Source organism: Alteromonas sp. S005 (genome assembly GCF_036864475.1).
Classification (GTDB): Bacteria; Pseudomonadota; Gammaproteobacteria; order Enterobacterales; family Alteromonadaceae; genus Alteromonas.
The window spans coordinates 1-19,986 of record NZ_JAZETN010000027.1; the positions used below are offsets into that span (position 1 = coordinate 1).

The 19,986-nt window shown below is 44.7% G+C and carries 17 protein-coding genes; 13 read left to right on the top strand and 4 right to left on the bottom strand.

All coding sequences use genetic code 11. The features are described from left to right. Positions 1-98: 98 nt before the first annotated feature. The 7 genes from V7R55_RS18880 (at position 99) to ilvN (ending at position 8,180) form a co-directional block, all read left to right on the top strand. Positions 99-893: a hypothetical protein gene (locus V7R55_RS18880; RefSeq protein WP_334060875.1), complete on the top strand. Its 795-nt coding sequence runs from the start codon at positions 99-101 to the stop codon at positions 891-893. A gap of 456 nt (positions 894-1,349) precedes the next feature. Next, a complete protein-coding gene (locus V7R55_RS18885; RefSeq protein WP_334060877.1) occupies positions 1,350-1,736 on the top strand; it encodes a hypothetical protein in 387 nt (128 codons plus the stop codon). A 12-nt stretch (positions 1,737-1,748) separates the two neighbouring features. Next, complete coding sequence (locus tag V7R55_RS18890; protein ID WP_334060898.1) at positions 1,749-4,436, top strand: TonB-dependent receptor; 2,688 nt, start codon at positions 1,749-1,751, stop codon at positions 4,434-4,436. Positions 4,437-4,618: 182 nt separating this feature from the next. Next, positions 4,619-5,080, top strand: coding sequence for a hotdog fold domain-containing protein (locus tag V7R55_RS18895; protein WP_012517059.1), 462 nt, complete (start codon positions 4,619-4,621; stop codon positions 5,078-5,080). A 218-nt stretch (positions 5,081-5,298) separates the two neighbouring features. Next, a complete protein-coding gene (locus V7R55_RS18900; RefSeq protein ID WP_334060878.1) occupies positions 5,299-5,691 on the top strand; it encodes a DUF413 domain-containing protein in 393 nt (130 codons plus the stop codon). A gap of 273 nt (positions 5,692-5,964) precedes the next feature. After that, positions 5,965-7,683: an acetolactate synthase 3 large subunit gene (locus V7R55_RS18905; RefSeq protein ID WP_118490431.1), complete on the top strand. Its 1,719-nt coding sequence runs from the start codon at positions 5,965-5,967 to the stop codon at positions 7,681-7,683. Beyond that, entirely contained in the window at positions 7,683-8,180 is a 498-nt protein-coding gene (ilvN, locus tag V7R55_RS18910; RefSeq protein WP_014975513.1) for an acetolactate synthase small subunit, read from the top strand. Before V7R55_RS18905 ends, ilvN begins: the two co-directional genes overlap by 1 nt. Positions 8,181-8,301: 121 nt before the next feature. On the opposite strand, the gene iadA is transcribed toward ilvN, so the two are convergent. The 3 genes from iadA to V7R55_RS18925 are packed head-to-tail and all read right to left on the bottom strand — an operon-like array spanning position 8,302 to position 13,974. Further along, positions 8,302-9,468 (bottom strand): beta-aspartyl-peptidase, encoded by a 1,167-nt coding sequence (gene iadA, locus V7R55_RS18915; protein ID WP_334060880.1) that lies wholly within the window; start codon positions 9,466-9,468, stop codon positions 8,302-8,304. Further along, positions 9,469-10,968, bottom strand: a complete 1,500-nt coding sequence (gene yfcC, locus V7R55_RS18920) for a putative basic amino acid antiporter YfcC (RefSeq protein ID WP_334060881.1) — start codon at positions 10,966-10,968, stop codon at positions 9,469-9,471. It abuts the gene before it with no gap. A 45-nt stretch (positions 10,969-11,013) separates the two neighbouring features. After that, positions 11,014-13,974: a TonB-dependent receptor domain-containing protein gene (locus V7R55_RS18925; RefSeq protein WP_334060882.1), complete on the bottom strand. Its 2,961-nt coding sequence runs from the start codon at positions 13,972-13,974 to the stop codon at positions 11,014-11,016. A gap of 502 nt (positions 13,975-14,476) precedes the next feature. On the opposite strand from V7R55_RS18925, the gene V7R55_RS18930 reads away from it, so the two are divergent. Continuing rightward, positions 14,477-16,087, top strand: a complete 1,611-nt coding sequence (locus tag V7R55_RS18930; protein ID WP_334060884.1) for a cyanophycinase — start codon at positions 14,477-14,479, stop codon at positions 16,085-16,087. 7 nt (positions 16,088-16,094) lie between these two features. On the opposite strand, the gene V7R55_RS18935 is transcribed toward V7R55_RS18930, so the two are convergent. Then, positions 16,095-17,156, bottom strand: coding sequence for a hypothetical protein (locus tag V7R55_RS18935; RefSeq protein WP_334060886.1), 1,062 nt, complete (start codon positions 17,154-17,156; stop codon positions 16,095-16,097). Between the two features lie 177 nt (positions 17,157-17,333). Between V7R55_RS18935 and tatA the strand changes: the two genes are divergently transcribed. Genes tatA through V7R55_RS18960 form a run of 5 tightly spaced genes read left to right on the top strand, consistent with a single transcriptional unit; the run spans position 17,334 to position 19,976 of the window. Continuing rightward, the gene (gene tatA / locus V7R55_RS18940; RefSeq protein WP_232298316.1) at positions 17,334-17,579 is read left to right on the top strand and encodes a Sec-independent protein translocase subunit TatA; all 246 of its coding nucleotides are present in this window, start codon (positions 17,334-17,336) and stop codon (positions 17,577-17,579) included. Then, positions 17,579-17,878: a Sec-independent protein translocase protein TatB gene (tatB, locus tag V7R55_RS18945; RefSeq protein WP_012517066.1), complete on the top strand. Its 300-nt coding sequence runs from the start codon at positions 17,579-17,581 to the stop codon at positions 17,876-17,878. Before tatA ends, tatB begins: the two co-directional genes overlap by 1 nt. Then, the gene (gene tatC, locus V7R55_RS18950) at positions 17,879-18,634 is read left to right on the top strand and encodes a twin-arginine translocase subunit TatC (RefSeq protein ID WP_334060888.1); all 756 of its coding nucleotides are present in this window, start codon (positions 17,879-17,881) and stop codon (positions 18,632-18,634) included. 25 nt (positions 18,635-18,659) lie between these two features. Beyond that, positions 18,660-19,199 (top strand): hypothetical protein, encoded by a 540-nt coding sequence (locus tag V7R55_RS18955; RefSeq protein WP_334060889.1) that lies wholly within the window; start codon positions 18,660-18,662, stop codon positions 19,197-19,199. Next, a complete protein-coding gene (locus tag V7R55_RS18960) occupies positions 19,200-19,976 on the top strand; it encodes a TatD family hydrolase (RefSeq protein WP_334060890.1) in 777 nt (258 codons plus the stop codon). Positions 19,977-19,986: the final 10 nt, after the last annotated feature.

A 19,986-nucleotide genomic window follows, 5' to 3' on the forward strand; every position in this document is an offset into this window, starting at 1 on the left:
TTCTTCAGTATTCATGCCTCATAATCGCAGTTACTTTGTAAGTGAAAGCTATCTGAACTTTCTGATTGGTTAGTGCTCAACTACTAGGTGCTTTATGGATGGATGCATTAATGGTAGAAGAGAGGATTAATAGATATGAGCTTGAGAGGAGCTGTTTTGCTCAAATAAGCCTGCCAAGCGCTTCTGATCTCCGAGCGCTTTTACTTTCACTTAGTATCAATGGGAGTTTGTTACTCGCGCTGGCATTCACCACAGAAAACCAGTCTGTAAGTCAGCAGCAATTTCCGCCTGTATTGTTAAAAGCAGTATTAGTAATGCCAACGACTGCCCCTCAAAAGACCGAAATTGATTCAGAACCAGTGAATGATAAAGGTAGCGACCTAGAACATACCTTTGCTATTAAAAAAGCGAATAAAGGTGAGAAAGTATCGAGCGCTAGCAAAGTGGTTGGCAAATCTAAAGAGCCACAGAAACTTTTGATAAAAGAACCTTCACCACAATTTAAAGCAAGAAAAGAAGAAACCAAGCTTAAAATTCGGGATGCCACACAATATTACATCAATCGTTTGAACGCACAACGATTGCATGACATAGCTAAACAATCACATTCAAACAAAACCCATTCGAATGTGAAGAGAAACCCTAAGCTTTCCAACTCCTTCAATACTGAAAACGAAGATTTTCTAAAAAGCATTGAAATAGTCGTTGATTGCAGCACTTTAAAAGGAAAGTTATTCAGCTCCCTCAGTAAAAACAAAGGTGGTACTCTTAACGATCGCGACTTTCCCATGCTAGCGGGTGACGCAGTTAAATCGGTTCAGGGTACTGTGAAGTGTCGAGACCACAGCAGTATTCAATTGCATATTGATAAGTATCTAAACAAGCTGCAATAGCTGTAATCTGCAAAACTATACCAAAGTATAAGTTTTTCGTTATGCCATTTTCCAGCACCGATTCTGTCTGCGTTCGCGCACTATAATGAATCCTTATTCATCAGTTCTTGCATTATATTGGTGCGTAGTCGCCTTGATTTTAATCCGCATCTCGATAAACCTAGGATTTGTTATGCCTTTTGCACGAAAAATGTGCAACTGGTAGCGCTTTAATAAGTCTATTTGAATATTAAATGGATTTTAGTGGGTAAATATGCATAATGCGCCGTTTTTTAGCGGTAAATTCGCTAATTACTCGCCTTTTGATAGGCACATAGTTTGCAAAAAAACAGATCGTAAAAAAGATTAAGTACAACGCATTTCTTAAACATATAAAAAATAACCATCGCTTTTAGACTCCTTAAACATGCCGAAAAGAGCATGTCGGAACGAGAAAGTATATTTGGAGAAACACACATGGCTTTTGGTTCATCAAAGCAAAACAATATTTCTGCACTAGCAATTGCAGTAGCATCTGCACTTACTGTTAGTGCATCTGCGGTTCAGGCTCAGGAAGAAGCCGCTGTTGAAGAGAAGGATGTCGAAAAAGTAGTTGTAACCGGTTCTCGCGTTGCCCAAGACTCCTCCCTGGAAGCAGCGAGCCCTGTTCTTGCCATTAATGCTGGTGATATCAAAACATCTGGTCAAATAGATTTAGGGGCCATGCTGCGTGAATCGCCTCAACTACAGGCGTCACTGCCGGGATCTTTTTCTGCATTTAATGGAACCCCACTAGGAGCAAGCTTACTGGACTTACGTAATCTAGGTAGTGAGCGAACCTTGGTTATGGAAAACGGTCGATGACATGTTTCAGGTATTGAGGGTACGGGCTCTGTTGATGTAAATACCATCTCTACTGCTTTACTTCGAAACGTGGAAGTCCTCACTGGTGGTGCCTCAGCTGTTTACGGCGCTGATGCGGTAACCGGTGTTGTCAACTTTAATATGAGAAACGGAGCCTCGTTCGACGGGCTAGAGCTTCGCACTCAAACAGGTGTGACTGACGATGGTGACGCAAATGAATTCTTTTTATCATTGGCCAACGGCTTTTCTACAGATAAAGGTGATTTAGTATTCGCGGTTGAATACCAAGAAACAAGCCCAGTGTATGCTAGAGATAGAGACTTCGCAGGCTCTGGTCTATATACACAAGTAGCTAATACAGAGGCTACTCAGAGTGCATTTGGTATTGATTCACGCTTCAAGAATACTTGGGTGCCAGACTACAGACTTCCAATTTCAAGTGACAGAGGTGTAATTTCATTAACTGGCAGTGCGTTTGGAGATGTCGCTGGATCTGGCGGCGTGCTCGGTTGCGGCACTATCGGAACGTCCATGTTTCCAACGTGTCAGGTAGTGGGTGAAGACGGCACCTTAAGTGCCTACAATCCCGGCGATGTTTATGCTGGACCTTTCGATGCGAGTGGTGGTGACGGTGTACCGGGTAGTCCCGATGCTGAACTTATCCTTCCAGAGTCTAAAAGAGTCTTAGTACAGGCAGTGTCAAATTACGAACTAAATGAATTCGTAAATTTCTTTGTAGATGCCAAATTCGTATTTAGCTCGACTAAAGAAACTAATCAGGTGAATGGTTTCAATGACGATATTCCAATCTCACTAGACAATCCGTATATTCCTGCAGCTCTACTGTCTCAAATTAATGAATTACAAGCAGAAGGTGAATCACCAAGCTTAGTAATGTCCCGCGATGTTCTTGATATAAACGCTAATTCAAACCCAGAAGCGGAACGTAAAACGTATCGTATTGTTACAGGCTTCGATGGTTATATCCCTAACACCGCTCTAGAGTACGAGGTTTTCTACAACTACGGTCGAACTGATGCCGACATTACTTCGAACTTGCGCATAGAAGACAGATACTTCGCTGCTATTGACGCTGTAACAGATCCAGCAACTGGCAATGTTGTTTGTCGCTCTGACTTAGACAGTTCTGCGCTTCCTCCTACGTCGCCGTTTCCATCTGCGAATGCGAATTTTGGGTTCTTAACTTTCCAGCCTGGTGATGGTTCTTGTGTACCAGTGAATTTGTTTGGAAAGGATTCAATCAGCGCTGAAGCGGCTAACTTTATATTCCAACCTGGCACTGAGCAGAACGATATAACGCAAGAGAATTTCTTAGCAGTAGTATCGGGCGACTCTTCTGATTTATTCGAGCTTCCGGCAGGCCCTGTTATGTTTGCTCTTGGTTACGAATGGCGAAAAGAGTCAAGTACCTATACGCCGGATCCATACTCCGCAGCAGGCTTAACCTTTGGAACATTAGACTCTCGCAACGGTCCAACCAATCCTTCTGACGGTGAGTACGATGTTTCAGAATACTTTGTAGAAGCAACTATACCTTTACTAGAAGGTGTCGATTTCGCTGAGCGATTAGAGCTGCGCACTGCATACAGAAGCTCAGACTACGACCCATATGGTACGCATGACGCTTGGACGATAGGAACAGTATGGTCACCTGTTGATACATTTAGTATTCGAACGACCTTCTCTGAAGCGGTGCGGGTTCCCAACATTAATGAAGCCTTCGCACCTACATTTGCGGCTTCACTTGGTGCAGGAGATGACCCTTGTAACCAAAACTTAATTAGTGCGGGCTCTGAGTTCAGAGAAGCGAACTGTATTGCACTGATTGGCGACGCGGTAGCTGATGGCACTTATGATTCTACTAACTTCCTTTCAGCGTTTGTTTCTGGTTCAACGGGCGGTAACCCAGACCTTGATCCTGAAGAAGCAGAAACCATCACGATTGGTACAGTGTGGAGACCAGACACAGAGCTCGACGGTATGCTGGAAGGTTTAGTAGTGACACTAGACTACTATAATATTGAAATTGATGGCCTGATTGATAGCCTTACCGGTTTTGACATTGCATCTAACTGTGTAGACGCGCCAACAATCAACAACCAATTTTGTGACGCAATTGACCGTGATGCTACAAATGGATTTATCACAGATTTTCGTTCAGGGTTTATCAACCTTGCAGCGGTAGAAACATCTGGTATTGATTTCCGCATAGATTATGGCTTTGAGTTGGCTAAATTAGTCGACACAGACGGAAGAATTGAATTCACTATCAACGGAACAAACTTCCTCAAAAATGATGAAGTAAGGGATGTGAGTGCACCTGACGAAGTCACTGATGTTCTTGGAACATTTGGGCGACCAGAGTGGATCGTAAACATGAGTGCAGACTATATAATTGGTGAACTCGTTGTTGGGTGGAGAGGACGCTACGAAGGAAGCCAGCTACTTCCAGGGCTAGAAAACCAGGATATCGAGAGCGATCCTGATTTTATCAGTCAAACTCACACTGGCTCTGCGTTGGTGCATGATTTTTCTGTTTCATACACTTTTGAAGATAGCCTAGAAGTATATGGTGGTATCAATAACGCGTTTGAGGAAGATCCTTACCTTGGCACATTGTCGAGACCGGCAGGACCTAGAGGACGCTTCTTCTACCTAGGCGTAAATTACACAATGTAACGTCTACACAGATATCAAAAAGCAGCTTTTTAGCTGCTTTTTTTATATCTCTAAATAGGAATTTATTTGCATCACTACTTCGTTGCGATTATGTTAATGTAACTTCCTCTGGTCTAACCAGTGGCGCAGGTTTAATAATCACTCGAAAGATAATAAGCTCCCAACTATCAGCGTGAACAATTATGTCAAAGAACTACGTACTCAATACTTATAATAAATTCCTTAAACTGCCCTTTGGCAAAAAGCTGTTTAGCTGGTATTCAGCCCGCAGAGCACCTTATTTTTCAACAGTTTCACCACTTATTACAGACATCAAACCTAACTACTGTGAAGTGCTTATTAAAAAGCGTAAAGGGGTAGAGAATCACATTGGCACTGTTCACGTCATTGCGATTTGTAATGGTTTAGAAATGGCCATGGGCTTTATGTGCGAAGCATCAATCCCTAAAAATCTAAGGTGGATCCCAAAGGGCATGGAAGTGAAATACCCAGCAAAAGCAGACTCAGACATTCGCTGTGTCGCCGAAGTACCAGCAGATGCATGGAAGCCTGGTGATTTGCCTATTTCAGTAAAGGCGTACAACGCTGAAGGCACCGTGGTCGTAGATGGCACCATCACCGTTTGGGTAAGCGAAAAACGCTAAACGATGTCTTGCTACTTGAAGGTCGCTTTTGCGGCCTTTTTTTATGTCTAGTTACTGGCGCAATATTAAGTTTTTACTATAGAAGTATTTCTAATTGACAGCATGCGAAAACACATCTAAGAATACACTGGTAAGCGATTAAGGCGCTATATCGGAAGTCTATTTCATTCAACAATTAAGTGGTTGTTCTCTTGGTGAACTTTATTAGGGGGACCACGATGAAAGAGGTTAAGATGTCTGTAATCACAAAAGAACAAGTCACTAGAAAACCTTTCGCAGATAAGAAAAATTACCCTTACGGATTCGCACGTTCCGGGGATTTTTCAATTAATGAAAGTAAGCTTCTTCAGGCCCATGGTAGCTTGTTTGCTGCGCTTGTTGACGGAAAGATCACGCCGGAGAACGACGAAGAACAAGCCTATCTAGAGTCTGCTCTCGGGCACCGTGAACCCTCAACACCTCAGGAAAAAGCGTGGTTGAAATACCAAGCTCGAATCAATAGGCCAAAAGCTGCTAGCATTTATGGGTCTAAGCGTCCGGCTGCAGAAGAGGTTGACGATGATCAAGATATAAGCGATAACAGTGATCTTGATATCGACCTCGATGATTAATGTTATGCCTTTATGCATCTCAAATGCGTAGAGGCGCCCCTCTTAGAGCAATCATTTTTATTGTTTTCGCTGTTAACATTGTGTAAATAAATATCCTATTTTCTGTCAAAATTGCGCTTACGGCGAAATATTCATCCTAATTATTGCGATTATTGGGATATATATCTCACTTTTGCGCAATTTGGTGTTTTATCTTCCTATTACCTTAGATATAGTCGGGGCATCGTCAACGTACGCTGACAAACCCCCCAACCCATTACAGGAGAAAGCACTGTGAAAATGATGTCGGGCGCAGCCATGGTGGTTGAAGCGCTAAAAGATGTAGGAGTGACACACGTGTTCGGTTACCCAGGTGGTGCCGTACTAGACATTTATGATGCGTTATTTGCGCAAGATGATGTCAAACACGTCCTCGTACGTCATGAACAGGCAGCCGCCCATATGGCGGATGGTTATGCACGTTCAACTGGCAAAACCGGCACAGTGCTCGTCACATCAGGTCCAGGCGCTACGAATACTATTACAGGTATTGCTACTGCATATATGGACTCTATTCCGATGGTTATTTTATCGGGACAGGTGCCGTCGAAGCATATTGGTGAAGACGCATTCCAAGAAACTGACATGGTGGGGTGCTCACGCCCTATCGTTAAGCACAGCTTTTTGGTAAAGCGCGCGGTTGATATCCCAGAAGCGATTGCTAAAGCTTATTATATTGCCAACACAGGTCGTCCTGGGCCGGTGGTTGTAGATTTGCCAAAAGATATTGTTAACGTAGCGGAAGAACATCCTTATGTGTATCCAACCGACGTTACTATGCGCTCTTATAACCCAACAGAAAAAGGCCACCCCAAGCAGGTGAAGAAAGCGGTTGAGTCGCTTCTTAAAGCAGAACGCCCGGTATTATATGTAGGTGGTGGTGCAGTAGCTTGCGACGCGTCAGAAAAAGTTATTGAGTTAGCTGAAAAGCTAAATGCTCCAGTAACTTGTACGCTGATGGGCCTTGGTGCTATGCCGGGAACGCATAAGCAATTTATTGGTATGCTTGGTATGCACGGCACGCTTGAAGCAAATAAAACCATGCATAACGCAGACTGTATTATCGCACTCGGTGCACGTTTTGATGACCGTGTTACCAACAACGTCGATAAATTCTGCCCTCATGCAGATATTATCCACGTTGATATTGACCCAGCATCGATTTCTAAAACCGTAAATGCGCATATACCTGTTGTAGGTTCAGTAGATAAAGTACTTGATCAAATTTTAAGTCAGGTAAATAAAAAAGACTTATCAGGTCAAAGCGAAAAGCTAGCCGACTGGTGGCAGCAGATAGAAACATGGCGTTCTCGTGAGTGTTTGAACTACGCGCAAGGCGAAGAAGTAATTAAACCACAGCGTGTTATCGAAGCCTTGTACAAGCACACCGACGGTAAAGCTTATGTTAGTTCTGATGTTGGTCAGCACCAAATGTTTGCTGCGCTTTATTACCCTTATGATAAACCGCGTCAGTGGATCAACTCCGGTGGTCTTGGCACCATGGGCTTTGGTTTACCGGCTGCAATGGGCGTGCAGTTTGCGCACCCAGGGTCAACCTCTGTGGTAGTAACGGGTGACGGCAGTATTCAAATGAATATTCAAGAGCTATCTACTTGTTTGCAGTACAACCTGCCTATCAAGATTATCTCATTGAATAACCGTGCCCTAGGTATGGTTCGTCAGTGGCAGGATATGATTTACAAAGGACGTCACTCACATTCTTACATGGATTCAATGCCTGATTTTGTGAAGTTGGCAGAAGCTTACGGGCATGTGGGCATTAAAGTAGACAAGCTCGACGAACTAGATGCAGCAATGGAGAAATGTTTCAGCTACACAGATCGCTTAGTGTTTATGGACATAGCAGTAGACCAAAACGAACACGTATATCCAATGCAAATTAAGTTTGGCGCAATGGATGACATGCGCTTAAGCAAGACGGAGCGAACCTGATGAAACGTATTATCTCTGTATTAATGGAAAACGCCCCTGGTGCACTATCTCGAATTGTTGGTGTATTTTCTCAGCGTGGTTACAACGTCGACTCACTGTGTGTGGCACCAACCGACGACGCGAGCCTTTCGCGTCTAACTATTATCACCCACGGCGACGACAAAGTAATAGAGCAAATCACCAAGCAAGTGAATAAGCTTATAGATGTGCTAAAAGTGGTCGACCTAACTGAGGGTACGCACATTGAGCGCGAGCTTATGCTGATTAAAGTTGCGACTCGCACAGAGTCGGTACGTGCTGAAGTGAAGCGGAACTCTGATATCTTCCGTGCGCGTATTGTGGATGTGAACGTAAACAACTACACCATTGAAATTACGGGCACCACAGATAAGCTAGATGCATTTGCCACGACTATGGGGCAGTGTGCTGAAATTATCGAATCATCGCGTACGGGTGTGTGTGGTCTTGCACGAGGTGATAGGGCGCTTCGTCCTTAATTTGAGTTGCGTAAACATCGACTCAATACTTCATAGTTAATAAACGAAAGAGGGCGCTTGCGCCCTTTTTCTTGTTAAAAAAACAACGTAGTGCGATGCACAGTTTGTCGTACAGGTTTAGTTATTCAAACGTGCCTTTGACCAAAGCCTGGCCATACTGAACCAGTTGCTTACCTTTAGCGATAACATGAACAACATCCAGTGTTTCCCTCTCGCAAAGCACAATGTCGGCGTCACATCCAACATCGATTTTTCCCTTGCGATGCAGCTTAAGTCTCTTGGCGGGGGTGCTACTGACTACCGCAATGGCGCTCTCTAGCGATACATTGTGTTGTAATACCAGCGCTTTAAATGCTTCAAATAAACTCCCTACTTTGCCTACTTCTAAGCCTACAAGCATGCCATTTTCATCGAATACTGGAAGACTAGCGTTTCCGTCTGAGCTCATGCTTAAACAATTTGCAGGCACACCCTGATTTAGGCAATAGGCAACGGCCTCTGCAGCGGGTATTTCGCCCTCTTCAATAAATTGCTCGTTGGTGCTTGTGGTCATATCAATAACACCACCTTTCTGTGCCCAAGCGATTCCTGCATCTAACAAACTTTGGTTTCTATTAATATGAGTTGGATAGAACTGGCTTGCCGGAATATCTGTATTATCAACAACGTCATGCAATACAGACAGTTGGCGCTCTCCGTCGCCAGTGTGTATGTAAACAATACCCGCTTTACCAGAAATCATGCCGCCAGTTCGTGCTTGTGCTGCAACCTCTGCAAGCGCCTGGACAGTCGGCTCGGCAGCTCTATGATCGGCAATTGCGACTTCTCCGACCCCAATCATGCAGTCGATTAGCACAACGTCATCTGTAACGTTGCCCGTAATGGTACGGGCCGGAAGATGATAGGAGCCTGTGTAACAATACGCGCTGATCCCCTCAATGTTTAGGCCTCTTGTCTTAGCCACTAAATCAGGCAGCGTTCGTGTAGTTGCATCGGTACCTAACGCACCAATAACAGTTGTTACGCCATGTAAACTAGCATCAGTCAGCGACATTTGTGGCGTACGAGTGTGAAAGCCACCCTCGCCACCGCCACCAGAAATATGCACTAAACTGTCAACAAGGCCAGGCATCGCAATCAAATTACTGCCGTCAATAATATTTAGAGAAGGTGAATCCATCGAAATGTTAGGGGCAATATGTGCAACAGCATTGTTGGCGATAAGTATGTCTACCGTGCCTTGTGCTGAAGGAGAGTAGCATTCTACATTTTTGATTAGCGTTAGCATTTAAGAGAAACCTATAAGAACGGCGGTGATAATAGTAAGCGACGCAAGTACGAAAAGGCAGGCGCAAAACTTTGCAATAAATTTTACCCATGTTGTCCAACTTACGCCAGCCACACCTAAGCAACCTATTAGCGAAGCAGAAGTCGGAATGATTAAATTAGTCAGGCCATCGCCTAACTGAAAAGCTAGCACGGCAACTTGGCGAGTCACGCCCACAAGGTCTGATAGCGGTGCCATTAGAGGCATGGTAATAGCGGCTTGTCCTGATCCAGAAGCAATGAAAAAATTAAAGATGCTTTGAAACAACAGCATTAGCCAAGCGCTCATTACGGAACCGGTTTGTGCCAACGCGCTGCCCGTGTGATGTAGCAAGGTGTTCAGCACAGAGGGAGAAGTCACGTCGTCACCACCTAGTACTAATACTATGCCTTTTGCCATACCAACAATGAGTGCAGCAGGCAGCAGCGATTGTGCGCCGCTAACAAACGCCGCACTGATATCATTGACTCGCATGCGTCCGCCAATCCACGCGATGGCACCTATCATGATGCCCATACAGAAAAACTGTGAGGCAATTTGTGGTATGTAATAAGCGTGAACAATTACCCCCCACATCACCCAACAAATACAGGCAAAAAAGGCGGCAAGAATAAGTTTATCGGTAACGGAAAAATGTGGTTCAGTGAGTTCATTTGTTGATGCGTTAGATGACGTGAACTCTAAAGAAGGCGCTTGTTTGCTTACTGAAGCTGTACCATTAAATGCTTGGTTATTATTTTTTAGCTGTTTTGCATAACGCAAAGTGAAGATTAAACCAAAAGCGGTAAATAGAGCCCATATGGCCATGCGAAAATATTGACCAGACATCAGCGGCACATCGGCTATGCCTTGTGCTATGGCAACAGAAAAAGGGTTCATCCAGCTTGTAGCGAAGCCGATTTGTGTAGCCACGTAAGTTACAAGCACTGCCATAATGCCGTTATAGCCCATGGCGGTCATTAGCGGCACTAGCACAATACAAAATGCAATGGCTTCTTCGCCCATTCCAAATACTGCCCCACCTAATGAGAACAGTAAAAATAGCGCGGGAAGCAACAAATTGTCGGCGTGCTGGTAGCGCTTTATCAACGCCATAATACCGTTGTTGATTGCACCTGTTTGCATCACAATGCCGAAGGCGCCGCCAACGATAAGAATAAAAGCGATAACGCCGACTGCCGCGCCCCATTTGTCGCCGGAAACCATACCGTCAAACGCATAGTTGGCAATGCCTGTTGTGTTGCCAGTGCCATCGAATAACACAAAACCATGGCTTTCTTCTACATATCTGAAGCTATCGGCATCAAGTACGGTTTTCACGTTACCGTCTGATGTAGCGATACTTTTGGTGTCAAAGGTGCCTGCTGGCACAAGCCAAGCCACTAGCCCTGCAAGCAGTATTACAAAAAATAAGATTACGAATGCATCAGGCATTCGCGATGTTGAAGGTGAATGTTGCAACCTTACCTCCGAAAGTGAAGAGGGCTTAACGCCCCCTTTCATCACTTAGTGAAAATAGTAGCTAAACGCAAGTGTGTAGCGCGTACCAAACGGGTCGTGGTTAAAGGCGTCGAAACCTCTACCAGAGCCATAAGCCGTAGGAGCATCTCGGTCAAATACGTTGTCAACAGTAAGGCGCAAGTCAGCATTCTCAAAGTAATAGCCAGCGCTGAGTGTTACGGTAGTCCAGCTGCTTACATTGCGGGTATCATCTTCATCTTCGATGGCGCCCAACTCAATTAGCTCGTCGATTTCTCTGCCACGTAAACGAACTATATCGTCATCATAGCTGCCGGTATAGAAGACGTAAGCACCTACGTACCAATCCTCTTGAACATAGAAAAGTTCAGCTGTGGCAACGGTTTCAGGGTAAAGGAAAGTTCCCGCTAATGACTCAATTTCATCAGAACCAGGTCTATTGCGGTCGTAGGTCAGGTAGTGAGTGCCAGAAAACCCTAGCTCCAACGTGCCACTATCTAACTGAAAGTCATGGTCTAGGTCCCAGTCGATACCTTCGAGTTCTTGAGTGCCCGTATTATCAAGCAATAAAATATGATCTCTAAACAGGGGTAACTCAAAAAAGCGCGGGTCGTCAAAGTCAATCCAAGCATTGAGGATTTCAGTTAAGTTAGCGCCCTCATCTTCAATGGTATTCCCTGCATTATCGGTTACCAAACATAGGTCTTCTAAGTACGAAATACCTACCTCTCCCTCATCCAATACACCGCAATGGCGAAGTGAAGCATCGGTAATGGCACGATCTAAAACCCCGGTCATATTGGTATCGACAATGTCTTCGTGATCGAAGGTCCAGTAATCAACCGTAATCGTGGTATTTTCAGTTGGGCTATAGGCAAAACCAAATGAGTACGTTTCAGACTCTTCAGCGCGTAGCGCTGGGTTACCAAGCTCAAGTACGTTATTGCCGCGAACGCTACCTTGCCCCTCGCAATACAAATCTGAAACGGCTTCGTTCACTGAACAGTCGAAAGACGCGCGAGTCGTTCGCAGCTGTACGCCAGCTTGAGTCAAAGAAGGCGCACGGAATGCTGTAGACCACGAGCCGCGAAGTACTAAGTCATCAATAGGGCGGTAGGTGAAGCCCACTTTTGGATTAAACGTGCTGCCAAAATCATTGTAATCGTCAAAACGGCCCGCAAGACTAATATCAAATTGATCGGTAACAGGAACGAAGAGTTCAGTAAAAATGCCCATCTGATTTCTGTCTGCCGCTGAGGCACTTGAACCGAATCCAAAAACATCGACAAGAAAGTTATTTTCCGCTCTTGCTTGTGAGTCTAAAGACGGCAAATCAGTGATTTCTTCCCGTCTTAATTCAACTCCAGCAGCCAGTAACACAGCATTGCCATTCCACTGCGCTATTTCACCGTTAATTTTGGCATCTAAGCCGAACATTTCGCTGGTTCCATCACGAGTGGGGCGTGCTTGTGTTAAGCCCAAAATAGCGTCGTTCTGCGCATTGCCTACTAGGAAAGGATTATAGGCAGGTAACAGTGCGCCGCTGCCACAGCTTAAAATATCGTTTGTGCTATCATACTGCGCAATCTCGACAGTATCACAGAGCTCTCCTTGGACGGCCGCCGTATATAGATAGCGATTGTAGATACCTTGTGTTGCAACCTGTTCAGACTCACTGCGAGAGTACAGTGCGCCAGCTTCCCATTCCCATTCACCAAAATACCCCTGTAAAGACGACACCAGGCGAATAGCGTCAGTTTCTATTTCGACGGTACGCGGCGAGGCAAATCGAGCATCATATTGAAAGCCGTCTATTTCGCGATCTAATTGAGAGAAGAAAGAAATATCTTCTAAGTTGTTTAAAATTGTATTACGCGCCCCTTCTTCTAATGCATCTAGGGCCTCAATTCCTATCCATGCACCTTCTTCATCGTTTACTTGATTAATGGGCGAAGGCGTTGAGAACGAAGTCGATTTGGTATGCGAGGCCAGCAGGTCTGTTCGCCAGGTAAAGTCGTTACCTTGATAGGTATATGTGAAGCCACCTGATAATGTCTCTAGCGGTGTTTCAAAGAAGTCGTCTTCATTGGCATAGTATGCACAGATTTCTTCATCAAGCTCGGTGGTTGTTAGCTCATCAGGGCAGTTAGGTGCAGGCATCTCATAGCGGTCTAGTGTACTTCGAAAGAAAATGTTGGGCTGGCCTTTGGCAAGATACGAGTAACTACTTTCCAAAACAGGATCGCGCGTTTGCGAAAAATCGGTAGCGCGGATCGCTTTTCTGTCGAAGTAGTCGAAGAACGCCGTTAAATTACTGCCGTTATCAAAATTTTTACCCCACAGCATTTGAACATTGAAGGCACCATGATCATTGCCGTTGGTGGTATTCTCGTAATTAGTTTGAAGTTCTAGCCCTTCATAATCGTTTTTAAGAATATAGTTAATAACACCAGCAACAGCGTCTGCACCATAAATCGCCGATGCACCCGTTGCCAGCACTTCTACACGCTCTACCGCAGAGGCGGGAATACTATTGATATCAACAAAATTCTCAGTACCAGAAGCAAATGAACTTGCTGCAATTCGGCGTCCGTTGACAAGTGTTAACGTTGAAGAGGGACCAATGCCTCGAAGTGATGCTGCCGCTTGACCGGGTGGTGTAGAGGTTGACGTCGCCCCACTTTGGGTGGTGTCAAATGTGCCAACGCCGCCACGGGTTTGCGTTACCGTACGCATTAACTCTGAAATGGTAGATGCGCCTGTGCGGGAAATATCTTCTGAAGTTAGAATGGTTAGCGGCTGCGCACCTTCCATATCCGCACCGCGTATATTACTGCCGGTGACCTGAATGCGCTCTACAACTTCTTCTTCGCTCGTTTCTTGTGCTGATACAGATTGCGCAAACACAGCGCCAGATATACAAAGCGATAGGTAGCTTAGCGTGCCAACAGACACACCTAATTTGTGAACTAACGTCGATTTTTTCATTATTGTGATCCCCATAACGCGCACGGTCTAATGCCGCTTTTTGCGCGATTCAACACTTGTTTAGATAAAAATTTGCTGCAAGGCGCAGCGTGACCGCTTCAATGAATTGAAGGGCGCAGGAGCTACTCGTCGAACCACTCCGACAAGTAAAAGTTTTGATAGCGATAGTTGCCTAGGTTGGCAGCTTTCTTGATCATTTATAAAAACCAGTGTTGTGACGAATTATGCATTTCGCCTGAATCAAATATTGTTGTACGGCGTAAACTTAACCGTTGACATTAATAATTAGTTAACACTACGGTGAATAAAAGTCAATCAATTAAATGTTCCGTTGGTTTTAATGAAAGTTATTTTTTTGCGCGCAAGTTCTTACTACATTAAAGATAGTTTTAAAACACTAGCTTCATTGTTTATGTTTTTTTATCTTACTGTATTTTCTATGTTTTGTTTCTCATCCCCTAATCTTGTTTTGGCGGGCGGGGCATTAAAAACATGTTCGAGTATGTCAACGAAAAACTGCAGTTCGTCGTCAAACTTTGCGTCTGGGAAAGCGGAAATTTTGTACGAAATAAATCAGCAATCACTGCGTAGATATCAGGATTTGGCGAACAAACACTCACAAAACAATGATTTTTTATATTCAAAATTAGTGAATGTATATTCATCTGAAGGTGGGCGGTTATATACAAAAAATGCGCTGCTAGATGCCCTCAATGATGCCGGGTTATCAAACAGCGATATTCGCTCCCTTTCTGATACTGACTACTTCATTTTGTTGGACTCCCTAGAGGCGCAGCAAACAGATGAGCTAGGCAACCGATTACAAGAGCAAGTATCCTTAACAAATACAAAAGCTAGGGCGTCAATTGATATCTATAACGCGTTTATTGAGGCTGCACATGCTAAACGACAGGCTAAAATTGCGAAAAAGGGGAACGCCGATTCAAGCGCTCGAACGATCATCGGTATTGTAACGGCATCGTCACGCGACCCATTTGAAGCGGTAGACTTCTACACAGGTGTTTTCCAGCAACCTAACGTAGAAGTGGTTTGGCTCCCATTAACTCCTGCTTTTCAGCAGGCCGTTTATGTTAAAAGTCTGGGAGGTCAAGGCTGTAACAATCTAGCGTTTTTCAGAGCGCAGCATTCTCTGTTTGATAAAGAGAGGCTATATCCGGAGCGTACAAGTAAACAGCGTTCATGGTGTGAAGACAACCAGTTGGCCATAAATACACTATCTAGTCTCGATGGCTTATTTTTCAACGGCGGAGACCAAAGTAAAACCCTTGCTGCGCTAAGTACTCCAACAGGAAAACCCAGCGACTTTCTTATTGAACTGCGTGAACTCTGGCGAGACGATCAGCTAGTAGTAGGGGGGACCAGTGCAGGAACAGCAGTACAGGCTGGTGGATACAACAATCGTCGACCTGTTCCCATGTTAACAAGCGGAAATTCTTTTGGGGTCTTATCTGGTGGTGTGTATGGGATTAATCCTACATCACAACGCTGCGAGGACAGCGCTCAATGTGAAAATCAACTAACCGATGGTGCAATGACTATCAACCCTGCCGGAGGTTTAGGGCTTTTCAATTTTGGCTTACTTGATACTCATTTTTCAGAACGTGATCGCGAAGTTCGTCTCATCGCGGCCACAGCGTCAAGCGGCCAATCGTTTGGCTTTGGTGTCGATGAAACCACGGCGTTGATTGTGGATGCAAAAGCGCCCTTTGAAAACGCGTCTTTCACTGTATTGGGCGAAGGGGGCGTGTTTATCGTAGACATGAGTAAAGGTAAAGAAGACATTTCACACTCACCTGAAGGCTCCAAACGTATCATTGCAGGTGAGGCGAGTTACTTACCAGCCAACAGCTCCGGACAAATAACATCAGGAGAGCTGAAGCTCACACTCGAATCATTGGAAAAGCCTGCTTCTTTCAAACGCAATGAGCAGGGAAAGTGGCGACAGGAATCGGGTAACCTTTGTCGTTCCAAAGGCATGATTCGCTGGCAGGATGGTGGGAATATACACGTGTTACAGCCTTCAGAAGCGTCACGTTTTCACAAACTGCGCTATTGCGCATACAGCAAGGTTCCGTTTGTGATTTACGACTAGGTTGTATTTAAGAGTCTCGCCCATAGTAGGCTTCAATGCGCAACGCTATGCCGTATGACGTCTTAAAGTCTTCATTGCGTAGCCATAAGACAAAGGGTTCAACTTCAAAGAACAGCCAATCGCGCAGCATGTTGTTGCGCCACCTAAACCCGCCGTAAATTTCTTCTACGCGGTAATTAGGTTGACTCAAGCCCTCTACCATTAAGTGGGGTATAACGGCGTTATGTTGATCTACCGAGAATAAATGATGGACTTCGTGGCGCCACAACCAGTCGTTAGTGTCATCGCGAAAGTAAAAGCGGTTGTTTTGGCGAATGAGGTGGTTTTTGCTCATCTCGTATTGCACCGCCCAGCCAAGTTCAGCGCCTAATCGGTCTCGGGTGTAATAATAGAGCTCTGCGTCATAGAGCATAGCCCATTGCTTAGAAAAGGCGAAGGCGTCTTTATATCGCGTCATGGCATAGAGTTGGTCTCGACGTCCTGCGCCAACTCTATACGAAAAATGTGAATCCTGCTCTGGACGAAACCGAAGCGCAATAGTCGTTCTATCCCGGTTATTATTGCCGGTATCTCTTGCTGCACGTATCGTATTGTTCTGTGTTTCGTCTTCATTGTCACTCAATAGTAAATCAACGCGCTCTTTTAAAGCAGGCAAACGAACACGAATACGAAAGCGTAAGTCGGTATCCGAGAGCATGCTGCTTCTTGGCTCCCACGACAATTGTACACGGCCTTCCGCTCTTGCTTCTTTGCGCCCTGAAGTGATGGGAAGGCTATCGCTTTCAAACAAACCATCAAGCTGTTTTACGGTGAAGTCCATGGTGTCGGTGAAACTACGCTGCCAAATATCAAACCATTGCTCATTATATTGGGCCTGTGTTCGAGGCTGAGTGTCATACTCCTGTGTTAAACGATTAGAAGAAAAGGCATGTAAGGTGCTTACGTCATTGTGATAAGCAGCGCTCTTATTGGTCGTGTTTTCGGGTAGGTTCAACGTATATGAGGGGCTATTCAGCGTTGAAGTGGCGGAGAGCAACAAATGGCAATAGACCAAAGTAAGGCACAGCATTGCTCACTAACTCCTTGTAAAAAATAGCATAGTTGAATGTTTCGACCATTCGCATTGGGGATATACAGAGCATGGATTGTCCCAATCAAAACGTCAATCTTTATTCATTGAAGTAAATATTCAGGTGAAAGCATTTGCGGGCAATGGCATACTGTGCACAACGATGTAAGGGAGATTATTTTTATGGGTGGTATTAGTATTTGGCAGTTGCTGATCATATTGGTTATCGTAGTGCTATTGTTTGGCACTAAACGACTAAAAGGTATAGGCACTGACTTAGGCGGCGCAATCAAAGGCTTCAAGAAAGCAGTGAGTGAAGAAGACAAAGACGCCGACTTTGAACAAAAAAAGCAAGTTGAAGAAAAGTCAGCGGCTGAGCCTGTTTCGACAAAAACGCAGAGCGACGTTAAAGAAAAATCCTGATGTTTGATATCGGCTTTTGGGAGCTATTGGTAGTAGGCGTGTTGGCGCTCCTTATTTTAGGGCCCGAACGACTGCCAGGTGCCATGCGTTCTACAATAAATACAATTCGCAGCGTGCGTAATGTAGCAACGGGCTTTAAGCAGGAGGTTGAGCATCAGCTGCGCGTGCATGAATTGCATGAAAACTTGAAAAAAGCAGAGCAGCAAGGCCTTAAAGATCTTTCACCTGAACTTGAACAAAGTGTCGATGAGCTAAAAAAAGCCGCCGAGTCGGTTCAAGAACCATATAAAAAGCAATAGATGTCTGACGCTAACAATCTCATTTCTCATTTAATTGAATTACGCAGCCGTATTCTCAAAGCACTTTTGAGTGTGCTGGTCGTATTTGTATGTCTTGCCGCTTTCGCACAAGACCTTTACCAGCTGTTAGCTATGCCATTACTTGAAACGCTACCTGAAAACTCAAGTATGATTGCAACCGACGTGGCATCGCCCTTTTTTGCGCCTTTCAAACTTACCTTGGTGCTGTCGTTTTTCATTGCTATCCCCTATGTACTTTACCAAGTGTGGGGCTTTGTTGCTCCGGGCTTGTACCGAAATGAAAAACGCCTTGTAGCGCCCCTGCTTTTATCAAGCACCTTACTATTTTATGCTGGGATGGCTTTTGCTTATTTTGTCGTATTCCCTATTGCGTTCGCATTTTTTACAAGTGTTGCGCCGGAAGGGGTGACGGTAAGCACAGACATATCTAGCTATTTAAATTTTGTATTGAAACTGTTCTTCGCATTTGGGGTCTCATTCGAGATACCGATAGCCATTATTTTGATGTGTTGGACTGGAGTAACTGACGCCAAGTCGCTTAGAGCCAAACGCCCGTATGTGGTTGTAGGTGCGTTTGTTGTAGGCATGTTGCTTACGCCACCAGATATTATCTCTCAAACGTTATTAGCAATACCAATGTGGTTGCTATTTGAAGTCGGTGTTATTGTGGGTGGTTTTTATGCAGGTAAAAAGCCAAGCGAAGACGACTCAGAAGAAGCTACTGACAATACGTAAAAGTTAAAAAGAGAAAGGAATAATAATGAAAACTCAACTGCTTGCTATTGCTACTTTACTTTGTGCTTTCAGTGCGTTCCAAGCACACGCTGAATCTATCGGTGAAGCGATGGAAAAGTGCCGTAATACAGATAATAGCCTTAAGCGCCTAATGTGCTACGACGGTGTGGCAAAGTCGTTAAATCAATATGAAGGCGTTAACGAGCAAGTGAGCCAGCTAAAGGCATATAAGCCAAATAACAGCGCACAAACACGTCCGCGCCCAGCGCAGGCCGATCGACAACCTGCGCCTTCAAAGCCGGAAAGTGACTTTGGTCTAGAGCATAAGCGCGACTTAACAAAAGAGACCTCAGAAATTACCGTCACTATTAGCACAATTAAGAAAAACCCTCGCGATAAGTATGTGCTAACGTTCAGCGATGGATCTGTCTGGCAGCAAACGGATCGAACGCACTTGAAGCTTGAGGAAGGACAAGCTGTCTCTGTTGAGCGGGGTCTTTTTGGTGCCTTCTTCCTAAGTGTTGAAGGTCTTAACAAGCGCATTAAAGTAAAGCGCGTAAAATAGATGCCTTGGTTCGACGCTGGCGTCAATCTGCTTGATAAGCGCTTTGACGCCGACGAGGTTATCCAGCGAGCGCAAGAAGCCGGTGTTGAGAAGCTTTGCGTCATCACTACTCATCCTAAAGAGTGGGATGCAGCGGTAGCGCTTTATAAAAAGTACTCTGAACAATGCTGTTTCACCATTGGAGTACATCCTCATAATGCCAAAGACGTCACCGAAAGTGACTATGACCGATTACGTGAGCTTGCTCAGCACGAAGGCTGTGTAGCTATTGGTGAATGCGGATTAGACTTTAACCGTAACTTTTCGCCTCAAGATATTCAATTAACGGTTTTCGAAGCACAGTTAAAAATAGCTGCTTTGTTAAATTTACCCGTGTATTTACACGAAAGGGATGCCTTTAGCGAGCAGGTTCAACTGTTAACTCAGTATATGCCGCAATTGAAGGGAGGAATTGCTCACTGCTTTACGGGCACAGCTGAACAGGTAAAAACATATTTATCTTTAGGCCTTTTTATTGGCATTACCGGGTGGGTATGTGACGATAAGCGCGGTGAGGATCTGCGTGATGCTGTAAACCATATTCCGCTTGATAAACTCATTCTTGAAACAGACGCACCATACTTATTTCCAAAGACGTTGCGTCCGCGAAAGCGCAACAATGAGCCGGCTTTTTTGCCTCATATCGCTCAGCAATTAGGTGAATATCTGCAGGTTGACACTGATAAGTTGCGTATTAGCAGTTATGCTAATAGCTGTGAGTTGTTTTCTCTCCGCTAAACATAGGTTT